Here is a 13,175-nt window from a genome sequence, read left to right as displayed (position 1 = left end):
GAAATCATGATTATAAAACAACTCCTTTTGGGTAATCTTGTGACAGATGAATGCATAACGGATTACGATAATAAGGAGCGTGTTGAGGATGAATGAAGGACACGGACGTTTTCATGGGAGAACAGCGATCATTACCGGAGCCGGATCAGGCATAGGGAAGGCAGCCGCCATTCAGCTGGCGAAGGAAGGCGCAAATGTTGCTTTATTCGATCTGTTAGATGACCGAACGAATAAAGCGGAATCGGAGATCAACTCTATTCGCGAGGGTTCCGCCAGAGCCTTTGACGTAGATACTACAGATCCTGACCGGGTGGAGAAGGCGGTTCTCGAAACGGTCGAGATTTTTGGCGGTGTTGATATTGTATTCGCCAATGCAGGGATTAACGGCGTGATGACGCCAATTGATGAAATGAAGCTGGAGGAATGGACCAAGACGCTGAACGTAAATTTGAACGGGACGTTTCTGACGGTCAAATATGCGATTCCGCACCTTAAGAAAAGGGGGCAGGGCAGTATAATCATTACCAGCTCCGTCAATGGTACCCGAACCTTCTCCAACTTTGGGATGAGCGCATACAGCACAACCAAAGCGGGACAGGTGGCTTTTGCGAAGATGGCTGCGCTCGAGCTGGCGAAATTCAAGATTAGGGTGAATGTCATCTGCCCCGGCGCGATATCCACGAACATTGACCAAAGCACGAAGAAGCAGGGAGATCTGGAAGAGATCGTGATTCCGGTTGAATATCCGGAAGGGAGCCAGCCGCTGTCTGATGGACCGGGTACGCCTGAAGAGGTCGCGGATTTGGTGGCGTTTCTCGCTTCCGACCAATCAAGACATATTACAGGGGCACAAATCTTCATAGATGGAGCCGAATCCCTGTTGTAAATGAGATAGGAGACATCTCGAGGGTTCCCTGCATTCAGAACTTGGAATATAAACTGCGCTGCTATATGATGAAGAGGACAAAGGAAAAAAGGAGGAGGCTGTGTAATCATGAGCATCTTTTCCAGATTGGCTGAGGAGAAGATCGAAGAAGCGATCCGCAATGGGGAGCTCGATGATTTGCCATTTGCCGGAAAGAAACTTCCGATCGACGATCTTTCGCACATTCCGGAGGATCTGAGAATGTCTTATCGCATCATGAAAAATGCGGGTTATGTCCCTGAAGAGGTTACGCTTCGCAAGGAATGCGTTCAGCTGTATGACTTGCTCGGTGCTGCCTGCAGCGACGGTGAGCAGGAGCAGCTTCAGCGCAAGCTCAATGAAAAGCGTCTAAGACTGCAATTGCTGATGGAACAGCGCGGGCTTAGCGGCAATAGCGCGTTTACGCAGTATGAGTCCAAAGTTAGGGAACGATTAACCCATGAGGAATAACAGAACAGCGCCAGCCTTTCTTCTCTTTGCGAGGATGAACGTGCTGGCGCTGCTTGTTTATCTGGATAAGAAGATGTAGTTTAATAACTCCTGCGAATCCCTTATTTCGATGAGTTGCATCTAGGATTCAAAGAGCTGATTTTTGACATGATCCGTTATTTTGATCGGGGCAGAAGATACTTTCGATAAGTCAAACACAGGAATTAGATCCACAGGTCGAACGGGTTCCGGATAGTCCAGGAGACCGGCGGTCCAAGCCAGCCAGCCGATGATGCGCTCGGGCATGATGCCCTGGCCGCGAAGAAATGAGAGGCTAAGCCCGCGGGTCCTCTTGGCGAGCCTTCTGCCTTCCGCATCGACCATTAGCGGGGTATGTGCAAACTGTGGCGGCTGATAGCCTAACGCATGGTATAAGAGCAGCTGACGTGGCGTGGAGTCCAGTAGGTCGGCTCCTCGGAGTACGTGGGTTATGCCCATTAAAGCATCATCCACAACCACCGCGAGTTGATATGAGATGATATCGTCAGCCCTGCGAACCACAAAGTCTCCTCCGTCAGATAGTCGATGGGACTGCTCCCCGGCGATGCCGTCGACGAAGGAAACGATGTCTTCCGGTACCTTCATCCGCAGCGAAGGCTTCTTATGAAGCACGCGAAGCGCCGCTTCCTCTCGAGTCAAGTCTCTACAAGTTCCCGGATAACGGAGGCCTTCCGATGCAATGCCGTGCGGTGCGCTGGCTGCGGCCGTAATATCGGCCCGACTGCAATAGCAGGGGTACAGGTTATTGGTTTCCTGCAGCTTGGTGATTTCCCGCTCATATAGCGCTTGGCGCGCCGCCTGATGATAGGGTCCGTAGTCTCCGGCAACACCGGGACCTTCATCCCAATCCAAACCGAGCCATTCCAGATCTCTCATCATCTCGACGGCAAGCTCCTGGCGGGAACGCTGGACATCGATATCTTCTATACGGAGTATATATTGTCCGTTCATACTCCTCATTTGCAGCCATCCAAGTAAAGCGGTCAACGCATTGCCGATGTGCATCTTTCCTGATGGCGTAGGGGCAAAGCGGCCGCGAAATGTGGCATGCTGCTCCATACATTTCACCTTCCGACTACATGAATCTTGATGTTGACATGGGAATGATATTCATATTGTATCGCAATTATATCGATACTTTCCAGCCGTGGCGACAAGCAGCTCCCCTTGACGTACATCGGCTGTTTTATATAATTAAGGGATTATATTGATATTTGATAGGATAACGGAGATGTATCCATGACTGAATTACCGATTCACCGAATACTTCCACAATTGAAAATGGCTTTATCTGCTGGAACCCATGCGGTTTTGATCGCTGAACCGGGTGCGGGCAAGACAACCCAGGTGCCCTTGGCATTTCTGAATGAACCGTGGCTGGAAGACAAGCGGATCATCATGCTGGAACCTAGAAGAATTGCAGCTCGCTCGGCTGCGAGTTATATGGCGTCCTCTTTGGGAGAGGCAGTTGGTGAGACGATCGGATATCGCGTCCGAATGGACAGCAAGATCGGTCAGAACACTCGGATCGAAGTTGTGACGGAAGGCATCATGACGCGTATGCTGCAGGATGATCCGGAATTAACCGGCATCGGTATGATTATATTCGACGAATTTCATGAACGAAATTTGCAGGCTGATACCGGCCTGGCTTTTGCGATGGAATCCCAGTCGGTGCTGCGGGAAGATTTAAGGCTGCTCGTCATGTCTGCTACCCTAGTGGCTGAGCCAGTCGCGAAGCTTCTTGGCGACGCACCGGTCATCGTTAGTGAAGGTCGTGCTTTTCCAGTGTCTACTCACTATTTGCGCTCATTCTCTCTCGACGAGTTGCATAAAGGTGCGGCGAATGCCATCATGCGAGCGCTCTCCGAACAGGAAGGCGATATCCTTGTATTCTTGCCGGGTGCCCGCGAAATCAGGAGAACCGCTAATGAATTATTAAGAATAGGTTTAAGCCAAAATGTCGTCATTCGGGAATTGTACAGCGCGCTTCCGGCAGACAAGCAGGACGAAGCGATCAGACGCGATTCGAGCGGCAGGCGTAAAATTGTACTCTCCACAAGCATTGCCGAGAGCAGTATTACCATTGAGGGGATCAAGACGGTTGTTGACAGCGGTTATATGCGCACGGAGGTGTTCTCGCCCAGAACGGGACTGCCGCAATTGATTACGAGACGGTTATCCAGGGCATCCGCGGATCAGAGAAGGGGAAGGGCTGGGCGCGTATCGGCTGGTGTATGTTATCGCTTATGGAGCGAGGAAGAGCATCGTCATCTGTCGGAAAGCACCATTCCGGCGATCCGTGAATCCGATTTGACGCCGCTGGCCTTGGAATTGGCGGTATGGGGAACGCGTGACCCGGAGGAGCTTGCTTGGCTTGATACGCCGCCCCGACTAGCTCTTGCACAAGGACAAGCGTTATTGAAGCAGCTGTCGGCTCTGGACGATTCAGGCAGTATCACACAGCATGGCCGAGCGATGGCGCTTCTTGGGCTTCATCCGAGGCTCGCTCACATGCTGCTGAAAGCACAAGAAATAGGAGAAACATCGCTGGCTATCCGAATTGCTGTACTGCTTCAAGAGCGTGACATGTTGAGCAGAGGTGAAGCCATCAGGGATCAGGATTTGCGCTCACGTGTGGAGCGGCTTCTCTTGTTTGAACGACAAGGTCAGCGATCGGCTGAACAAGACGTGACTAATGAAGCCGTGCTGCAGCGGATGAAACAAGAGATCAGAAAACTGCATACACAGCTGAATATTGCATATACGACTAGCGGGGACTTGAATTTCTGCGGCCTTTTGCTGTCGTTCGCCTATCCGGATCGGATCGCGAAGAACAGGGGAGGAACCGGTTTTTTGATGCGCAGCGGCAGAGGCGTGAAATTGGTGTCGGTTCAGCCTATGAGCCGCGCACCGTATATTGTGGTCGCTGCCGTTGATGATCAAGGCCCGGACGGGAATATTCAGCTTGCTTCTGAAATAGATGAATTATGGCTCGAAAAGTATTACCATGACGAGATGGAACAGCATAAAGAGGTTGTATGGGATTCAGCATCCGGCAGCATTAGGGCGAGACAGAAGCTGATGCTTGGAGCCCTCGTTATCAAGGAACAAGCCTATTCGAATCCGACAGGAGAGGAAATAGCGGAAGCCATGCTGCAAGGGATCAGGCTGGAGGGTCTTGGATTGTTGCAGTGGAGCAAGGCGGCATTGCAGCTGAGAGAACGGCTGGCCTTCATGTTCCGGCATGATCCCGAGGGGAAATGGCCTGATGTTTCGGACGAAGGCTTGCTGAATCAGGCGGAGGAGTGGCTGCTCCCATATTTGGAAGGGCTGCGGAATCGCAATGATATGAGACGTCTCTCTCCGGGAACGCTCTTGGAGCATATGCTGAGCTGGGAGCAAAAGCAGCAGCTTCAGAAGGAAGCGCCGACTCATATTAGGGTCCCAAGCGGGTCCTTGATCCCAGTTAACTACAATGACCCTGAACAACCGTTCCTGGCCGTTCGACTGCAGGAGATGTTCGGACTTCAGGATACGCCGCGAATTGCTGGCGGACGGGTTGCGTTGACCTTGCATTTGCTGTCACCGGCTCAAAGGCCCGTTCAGGTTACCTCGGATCTGTCCAGTTTCTGGCGCAGCGGCTATTACGAGGTGAAAAAAGACTTAAAGGGAAGATATCCTAAACATTATTGGCCTGATGATCCCATGGAGGCGACTGCAACCCATCGGACTCGGCCCAAGGCTTAACACGGCAGCGTCACGTTTAATTTCCCCCTCCGTCGGGTAATGTTATTTATGAACGACCACCGATGAGGAGGGTTTATCATGGAGAAGAAAATTGTTGGAGTATTCCGTTCGGAACAGGAAGCAGCCCAAGCAATCGAGCAGCTTCAGCGGCATGGGATTCCGAACGAGGCCATTTCCATTATAGCGAAGGATCAACGCGAAGCAGACATGATAGCCGAGCAGACGGGGACGATGGCGCCTGAAGGGGTAGCTGCAGGCGCGGCAACAGGCGGCATTCTTGGTGGTACGGCAGGTTTGCTGGGAGGACTCGGGGCTTTGGCTATTCCCGGCATCGGCCCGATACTTGCTGCAGGACCTATAGCGGCGACGCTCGCCGGCGCAGCAGTCGGTGCGGGAGCCGGGGGGCTGGTCGGTGGTTTTATCGGCCTTGGGATCCCGGAAGATGAGGCAAAAGAATACGAATCCTATATAGAGCAAGGACGGATTCTGGTGCTGGTGGACGCCGATCAAGAAAATACAGGCATCTACGATATATTCCGCGATTATGATTACAGAAACGAGGGCCGTGCGGGAGCGGTTGATCTGGAACGGGACGACGCGCTTCCGCCGCGTGGCACTACGCTGCTGTAAGGAAAACAAAACCCGGTTCCGATGGGAACCGGGTTTTGTTATAGAGATCAACCGCATTCTGTCTTCTGTAAAGGTACGATCGATAGAAGTTTTTCTTGATACATAGCCCAATAGAACGTACTTAATAGTGCTGATAACATCAGAATCAGTAAATAATTGGATTACCCGATCAGGGGCAGTGTCCCTTACAATGAGGTGTGCACACGAAGTCAGACGAAGGGGGGAGCAGTATGCCCAAAGAAAGAATACCGGAAATCGAGCGCTTACGGGGAATTGCTTTTCTAGCTGTGGTCTTACAGCACTCCATCGCACATTATTCGGTCGCGCCGGGAATGACGACAGGTGATGGTTTAATGATGGCAGTTCTTCTGATGGCGACGAAATTTGCTGTACCCGTCTTTATTTTTATTACAGGCATGGTGCTGTTTTATAACGATAAAGGTCAGCTGTTTTACGGAAGGTTCATCAAGAGGCGTTTTGGCGACATCTACGTTCCGTTTGCTGTATGGACCTTGATTACTTTATTAATCAATCATAGGTTTAATCCTGCTGTCATTGAGGATTGGAAATATCTTGGAGAAGTATGGCTAACCGGGAAATCGAGCTCGCATTTTTGGTACATCATTATGCTGTTTCAATTCTATCTGCTGTACCCGTTGTTCCGCTCCGCTATACTAGGAATCAAAGAAAGATGGGGCTGGCAGACGCAGCTTACGATATTGATTTTATCCGGACTATTGTACGTGGGTTTGACAGGAATGATTAACGATATTGGCCAATGGATGGGGAGCCTAAATGTCCCGGTATGGAGTGAGCTGTTCACAACCTACGCAGATCGGAACGCACTTTATTATTTCTTCTATTTTGCGCTGGGGGCGGCAGCCGGTTTATACCATGACTCTTGGAAAAAATGGATTCATAAGGCACGGCCGGTCATATGGCTGGTCTTCGCTTTTTTGTTCGGATGGATGCTCATGCAAGCCGTCCATGAAATCCGTTCTGCTGCGAATGGCGCGATTACGTTCTATTCCTTGTCGCTGCTCCGCCCGATGATGGCACTTTTCCTGATGAGCTCTATATTGGTCATGTACGATGTGGCCGGCTGGATATGTCGTCATGCCGGAGCGGTTGCGAATGCGCTTCTGACCTCCATTGGGCTCTATTCGTATGGTGCTTACCTGATGCATCTATTGACACTGCGTATAAGCTATGCAGTCGATGAATCTTTGCTGATCAGCATGCACCCTCTGGTCCGGATTCTCTCATCATGGATTATCAGCGTGGCCGTGGCTTATGGTGCCACTTGCATGCTAGCCAAGCTGCCGTTCGGGAAGTGGCTTGTCGGAATCGCGGGAGCAAGAAAAAGCCGCGGGGTTCGCCCATACGGCAAATCGCGACCAAGCACAGGCACGTCCGCCGGAATGTGAAGAAATTAAACCCACCCTTCAGGGTGGTTTTTTTGTTTGAAACCAATCGAACGAGCCACGCCAACAACCCATAAAACAACAGGTGAAAAATAATACACTATATAATTTCAGTATATGAAAAATTCATAATAGAATAAAAGCTGGTGTTATTGCATCACATTTATTCAACTAACACCCCACCACGTTTCAATCTACACCTTCTTGGTTTAAAAAGAGGGGGATGCTTGCTATTGTGCAAACTGGGAAACTGTGGGTTATAATTAGGTATATTATGGGACAAGTAGCTCGTGAAGGAGGAGGCGTCCAGATGGCATTTATGATCGCCCAGCGTGCTTTTATCAAAGTATATCTCATTACCATGGTGGAGCAGCAGCGAGGATATGGATATCAGATGCTGGAAGAACTACGGCAAGAATTCAAGAGCCATGGGTACTCACCGCCGCAAAGCGAAATTTACCGGGCTCTGCATGAGTTGGTGCAGGAGGGTGTGTTATATCGTACCAAGCAGCTGAAAGGGAATGATCCGCGGGTCGATTTTCAAGAAATCGTTCTTTACCATTTTACCGATGACGGTGCGGAGAAAGCCAAACTCTACAAAAAACAGGTTAAAACAGATTTGGATCGGTGTTTAGGGATCCTTCATAAAGCGGTAAACGATAATTTTTAAAAAAATAATCTGAATGGAATGCAGCCAAAGGAGGAATGACCTCGTGAGCAAGAAACTGCGCTTTGGAATTATGAGTACTGCTCGGATTGCAAGAAATTCAATGATACCAGGCATATTGAAATCGGAACGCTGTGAGGTCGGGGCGGTTGCTAGCCGCAACGCAGAAAAAGCAAGTGAGCTCGCCGAGCGATATCATATCGGGAAATACTATGGTTCTTATGACGAGCTTCTGGAGGATCCCGACATTGATGCGGTATATATTCCTTTGCCGAATCACCTTCATAAACCTTGGACCATCAAAGCCGCACAGGCCGGCAAGCATATCTTATGCGAGAAACCGGCAGCCCTGACCGAAGCGGATGTCCGAGAAATGGCTGAGGCTGCTAAAGCACACAACGTGCTTTTTGCGGAAGCCTTTATGTACCGATATCATCCGAAACACGCGCGTGTACGCGAAATCATCGAAAGCGGCGAAATCGGGCAGCTTCGCGGGATTCACGGATCGTTCACCTTCAACAATGCGGAGGATAAAAGCAATGTCCGTTACAGCAAGGATATGGGCGGAGGCTCAATCTATGACGTGGGATGCTATCCCATCTCGGCAGCGCGAATGATTTATGGGCAGGAGCCCAAGGCAGTAACGGCCCATGCTTTTTTCTCTGAGGAGCATGACGGCGTGGACATGATGGTCCACGGGATGGTGGAATTTGAAGATGGATTGGGGCTTACGTTTGAGTGCGGGATGTGGACCTATTCCAAATGCTCTTTAGAAATTGCAGGTACCGATGGCAGGATTGAGCTTCCCTCAGCTTTTGGATGGGAGAGGATGGAGGACATGGCCCAGATCTGCGTTCATACGGCCAAGGGCTCCCGCGAGGAGAAGGTAGGGATTTACAACCACTTTGCACTGCAAGCGGATGCTATGGCGGCGGCCGTAATGGACGGCACGCCGCTGCCCTATGGTCCGGAAGATGCCATCAGCAACATCAGGGCCATTGAAGCATGTCTTCGAGCAGCCAGATCCTCATCGCGAGTGATCATTAAATAAAGAAGAATCGTTGTCATCCGTGAGATCGAATAAATCGCCATGTTGGCGATTTATTTTTTTTGCCTATTGCATTCCTCTTCGAAATCGTTAAAATAAACTTAACGATAAAATAATTTTAACGTAAATATTATTTTAATGGATTGAAAAAGTTTAATGTTGTTATCCATTTAACGAAGAGGAGAAGGAAACCATGCAAAATGCCGCTGTTTTGGAAAAGCAAGGCTTTGGTCAGCTCTTGAAAATCCGCCCCTATCTGATTTATTTATCTGCCCAGGTCATTACCCGATTCGGGGATTCCCTGGACTCCATCGCTTACAGCTGGATGGTCTACATGCTCACAGGTTCTGAACTATTAATGGGTACATTGTTCGCCTTTAACTTTCTGCCTGGATTGCTGTTCAGTTTGTTTACCGGGACCTATGTAGATCGCTGGCCGAAGAAACTGGTGCTTGCCTTAACCTATCTCAGCCGCGGCATTGTGGTTTCGCTAACGGCCTTTCTGTATGCTGTGGGGTCTCTTGAAGTCTGGCATTTGTTCCTGTTCACGTTTCTAAATTCCACCCTGGAATGTTTCTCCAGACCCGCCGAGACTTCCATCGTCCCGCGGTTGCTTCCCAAGGATAAACTGCTCGCAGGCAATTCCTTCTCAACTTCCGTAAGTCGGAGCGCTGAATTAATCGGTTTATCTATCGCTGGTGCTCTCATCGCTTTGGTCGGAATTTCGGGGACGATCCTGATCGATGCCGTAACGTTTCTCACTGCCGCCACCATTATCGCGTTTATGCCGAATCCGGAGGCAGCCGAACAGGCTGAAGCCAAGGAAGCCTCCGCACGGCCTACGACAGAGATGACGAAAACGGTGTTCGGCGATATTAAAGAGGCTCTTCTTTTTGTGAAGCAGCATACGCTTCTCCTCATAACAACGGTGCTCGCCATGATTAATAATTTCTGTTTGGCACCGCTGAATGTACTGCAGCCGGTCTACGTCAAAGAGACCCTGGGTGCCGGAGCCGGAGGTCTGAGCGTACTGGGAACGGCCCTCCTGATCGGCATGATTTGCAGCGGGCTATGGATTGGACGTTACGGGAAGAGCTTCAAAAAGAGCACCTTGATCATGTCAGGATCTATCCTGCTCGGAATCGGTTATTTTGCGTTAGGGATTCCAGGACATCTGCCGGCATGGCGGGTGGAGTCCGCAGCGGTCTGCATGTTCGTTGCCGGTTTTGCCGTCTCGATGTTGAATGCCCCTATTTCCACGTATCTGATGGAAGTAACGCCGAGGCATATGCTCGGCAGAATAGGTGCCCTTATGACGGTAGCGTGCACGGCTGCCATTCCTGTGGGAAGCTTGATTACTGGATTTGTAGCGGAGCATCACTCCCCTCCCATTCTGTATTCGATCATGGGATTCATCATGATGCTGCCCGTGATATTCCTCATTCGGAAGAAGAGTTTCCGTGCCATTTAAATCCTCAGCGTTTTGTAATTTCGACATTCTCGGCCTATAATGAAAAGAAGTGAAAAATAACATGAAGCTGAGGTGTACGGTGTGGAAACGAAGGAACTGACTACACTGGAAGAGATCAAAATATATTCAGATCCATATCGGCTCCAGATATTGAATGTATTGAATAAGATGGACCGTCCGGCAACGGTAAAGGAAGTCGCAGACAAGATCGGGGATGTGCCGGCTAAAGTTCATTATCATATGAAGAAGCTGGAGCGAATCGGACTGGTCAAGATCGTATCCACGAAAGAGATCAACGGTATTATCGCTAAATATTATGAACCTTTTGTCGGTACGGTAAAGATCAAACGAGGGGCAGATTCCGACGAGCCGGTCATCAAGGAATTAATTCGATCCGAAACGAACAAATTATTATCCGAGTTGTTTGATCAGAATAGAGACCGTTTCTTCAAAAATATGAGTCAAGAGGGCGAAACGACCTCCATGTTGACCAATACCACCTTGTATATGAGCGAAGATGAAGCGCGCGAGTTTTTTGTTGAGCTGGATAAAATGCTGACCCCTTATAAAAAGAAACGCGGGGAAGGTTACGACGAATATGAGTTTTTTGCTTCCAATGTTCGGACTCGTAAAGAATCCTGATCACGGAAAACAAGCTGGTACCTAACGTGCAGGTACCAGCTTTCCCTTCTATTTTGCTGTACCGGTTCATACATTCTTCTTATAATCGTCTTGCCCGGGTTTAATGGACATGCCGGGCGACGTCGATGTTCCGTAATCTTCAACGGCATCCCACGCGCCTGCATCATCAAATTTACCGTCGGCCGCTTGGCGGTTGACGCCAGCTCCGGAAGGGGGCGGTGTCATGACATCCTCTTCTACCGGCCGGTTGTCGTTGATAACTCTCCGTGGCGCATGTTCGAGACAATGGGCCGTATAAGGCAAAGCTTCCAGCCGCTCATACGGAATTTCCAGGCCGCACACGGCACAGGTTCCGTATTCGCCCTGGTCCATTCGCTGCAAGGCAGAATGGATCTGCTCCAATTCATGCTCTAGCGTTCCCTGAATGGCCAGATCACGCTCTCGTTCGAATACCTCAGTCCCTACATCTGCAGGATGGTTATCGGCTGCACTCAGCTCACCTGTAGACTCCCGGAGAGAGTAATCCCTGTTGGTTTCATCGCGGGACTCCAATTGCTCTTCCAATCGTTCTTTATCACTGAGCAACCGCTGTTTAAGGCCGTTGTATTGTTGTTTTGTCATCGTTGTCATAGAAAAGTCGCTCCTCTCTGGGTTGAAGTACGTAATATAGCTCCTTATGTACAATCAATACCCGAAATGGATTGGTAACAATCACATGAACCATGGGAACGGCAGCCTCTCGTTTTTGGAACATTCTCCAAAAAAGCCCCGGAGTGTTTTAATCCCAGTGCTTAATATGATATAAACAAAGATAGAGAGAGAAGGTTAAAAAGTAGGGCTGCACCAATATTTGGAGGTAAATCATTATGGATGAACACATGAAACGCCGATTGGATAAACAGAAAAAGCTATTTCGGCAACTAGGCATTCAACTGGACGCTTTGTCTATCCATGAAAAGAATTTTTCGAATAAACTGCGGGGTTATGATCAGGAGGAAGTGGATTCCTTTCTGGACGAAGTGATTCAAGATTATGAGCGGTTTTATGCCACCATCTCCGATCTTATGGATAAATGGCAGGAGCAGCAGATTACCATTCGCGATCTCAGGGCTGGCGTTAAGCCAGAGGCAGAACGTCCGGCGCTGAACCCGGAAGAGATTGAAGAAACGGTGGCGAAACTGGAAGCCGACCTGCGTACCCTTAAGAAGCAGATCCGCCCTGAACAAAGATTTTATATTGATTGATGTTATACGTTGCGAGCGAAATCATTACATAAAAAGCGTCTCTACAACAATAACCACACATGGCCGATCACCGGCTGCGTGTGGTTTTGTTGTTTGGACGCCCGTTTATGAGTAAGGGTGGGGCCGGCAGAGGTCGGCTTGAAACGTCGCTCTCCGTCTTTTTATGTATCGGGACAGGTGTTATAAGCGCCTTCGAATGAGGTTTCATGTTCACGCTATTGCATTGCAGCGCTTCAGCATCCATGAGCGTATTAGCCCAGATTGGCGCAATGTCCATTTGGTGTGGGCACTCGGTGTTATAGATCAACAGCAAGATCGTTCCAGGGGTTAGCGCAGTTACCCAGTGACACCAACCAATTGGGGCGTGAACCACCTGACCGGGTATTACCTGATATACAAGATTCTGATGAGTGTCCGGATCAATTAGGGAATAACTGATTTCTCCGTGAATGACATAACACAATTCGTCCGTGTCCGGGTGGCAATGGGGAGAGAGACCCTTCCCGCGTTCAAGATGGGTTTCTGACATCATCATACCTTGCAGAAGGGGCAGCTCCAGTGACGACACATTCGCAACTCCGAGGCCGCCTAAACGCTCTGCCTGTTTCCTGGAATGATAAACATGCCTTGTCAATGCAGTATCCCCGCAAGCGCTCTTAAGGTCATCATATGAGGTACTCTCCTTTTTTTAAGAATAAGAACGAAGGATGTTGTACAAGCGTGTTCCTTTATAATATATGCCCAAACGTTTATAAATCTGACTGCCTACGACTAAAGAATCATTGATGGCTTCAAAACTGGTTTTGCTTGTAAACCATTTTCATAACAATTACTATGAGGATAGGAGCAGACTTAGACTGATAGATGACAAGGGAGGTTAGCCAT

Annotated in this window: 13 protein-coding genes; 10 read left to right on the top strand and 3 right to left on the bottom strand. The window is 49.4% G+C overall.

Going from position 1 to position 13,175, the window contains the following annotated elements; genetic code table 11:
• The first annotated feature begins 88 nt into the window (after positions 1–88).
• Positions 89–886 (top strand): SDR family NAD(P)-dependent oxidoreductase, encoded by a 798-nt coding sequence (locus MKY82_RS21160; RefSeq protein WP_113058720.1) that lies wholly within the window; start codon positions 89–91, stop codon positions 884–886.
• Positions 887–994: 108 nt separating this feature from the next.
• Positions 995–1,375, top strand: coding sequence for a DnaJ family domain-containing protein (locus MKY82_RS21155; protein WP_194543495.1), 381 nt, complete (start codon positions 995–997; stop codon positions 1,373–1,375).
• Between the two features lie 120 nt (positions 1,376–1,495).
• On the opposite strand, the gene gluQRS is transcribed toward MKY82_RS21155, so the two are convergent.
• The gene (gene gluQRS, locus MKY82_RS21150; RefSeq protein WP_194543494.1) at positions 1,496–2,473 is read right to left on the bottom strand and encodes a tRNA glutamyl-Q(34) synthetase GluQRS; all 978 of its coding nucleotides are present in this window, start codon (positions 2,471–2,473) and stop codon (positions 1,496–1,498) included.
• 180 nt (positions 2,474–2,653) lie between these two features.
• On the opposite strand from gluQRS, the gene hrpB reads away from it, so the two are divergent.
• The 7 genes from hrpB (at position 2,654) to MKY82_RS21115 (ending at position 11,046) form a co-directional block, all read left to right on the top strand.
• Positions 2,654–5,164, top strand: coding sequence for an ATP-dependent helicase HrpB (hrpB, locus tag MKY82_RS21145; protein ID WP_339294300.1), 2,511 nt, complete (start codon positions 2,654–2,656; stop codon positions 5,162–5,164).
• Positions 5,165–5,242: 78 nt separating this feature from the next.
• Positions 5,243–5,794, top strand: coding sequence for a general stress protein (locus MKY82_RS21140; protein WP_339294299.1), 552 nt, complete (start codon positions 5,243–5,245; stop codon positions 5,792–5,794).
• Positions 5,795–6,024: 230 nt separating this feature from the next.
• The gene (locus tag MKY82_RS21135) at positions 6,025–7,221 is read left to right on the top strand and encodes an acyltransferase (RefSeq protein WP_339294298.1); all 1,197 of its coding nucleotides are present in this window, start codon (positions 6,025–6,027) and stop codon (positions 7,219–7,221) included.
• Between the two features lie 307 nt (positions 7,222–7,528).
• Complete coding sequence (locus tag MKY82_RS21130) at positions 7,529–7,888, top strand: helix-turn-helix transcriptional regulator (RefSeq protein WP_071220214.1); 360 nt, start codon at positions 7,529–7,531, stop codon at positions 7,886–7,888.
• A 43-nt stretch (positions 7,889–7,931) separates the two neighbouring features.
• Positions 7,932–8,936: a Gfo/Idh/MocA family oxidoreductase gene (locus MKY82_RS21125; protein WP_339294297.1), complete on the top strand. Its 1,005-nt coding sequence runs from the start codon at positions 7,932–7,934 to the stop codon at positions 8,934–8,936.
• Between the two features lie 190 nt (positions 8,937–9,126).
• Positions 9,127–10,404 (top strand): MFS transporter, encoded by a 1,278-nt coding sequence (locus MKY82_RS21120; protein WP_339294296.1) that lies wholly within the window; start codon positions 9,127–9,129, stop codon positions 10,402–10,404.
• 81 nt (positions 10,405–10,485) lie between these two features.
• Positions 10,486–11,046: a helix-turn-helix domain-containing protein gene (locus MKY82_RS21115; RefSeq protein ID WP_071220217.1), complete on the top strand. Its 561-nt coding sequence runs from the start codon at positions 10,486–10,488 to the stop codon at positions 11,044–11,046.
• Between the two features lie 66 nt (positions 11,047–11,112).
• On the opposite strand, the gene MKY82_RS21110 is transcribed toward MKY82_RS21115, so the two are convergent.
• On the bottom strand, positions 11,113–11,676 hold the full coding sequence (locus MKY82_RS21110) for a TraR/DksA C4-type zinc finger protein (protein WP_339218249.1): 564 nt from the start codon (positions 11,674–11,676) through the stop codon (positions 11,113–11,115).
• Between the two features lie 236 nt (positions 11,677–11,912).
• Here MKY82_RS21110 and MKY82_RS21105 point away from each other — a divergent pair, with 236 nt between their 5' ends.
• Positions 11,913–12,290: a DivIVA domain-containing protein gene (locus MKY82_RS21105; RefSeq protein WP_071220219.1), complete on the top strand. Its 378-nt coding sequence runs from the start codon at positions 11,913–11,915 to the stop codon at positions 12,288–12,290.
• Between the two features lie 67 nt (positions 12,291–12,357).
• On the opposite strand, the gene MKY82_RS21100 is transcribed toward MKY82_RS21105, so the two are convergent.
• Positions 12,358–12,924 (bottom strand): cupin domain-containing protein, encoded by a 567-nt coding sequence (locus tag MKY82_RS21100; protein ID WP_259445207.1) that lies wholly within the window; start codon positions 12,922–12,924, stop codon positions 12,358–12,360.
• Positions 12,925–13,175 lie beyond the last annotated feature (251 nt).

This window comes from Paenibacillus sp. FSL W7-1279 (assembly GCF_037969845.1).
Taxonomy (GTDB): Bacteria; Bacillota; Bacilli; order Paenibacillales; family Paenibacillaceae; genus Paenibacillus_AQ.
This window is presented reverse-complemented; position numbering and strand designations above follow the sequence as displayed.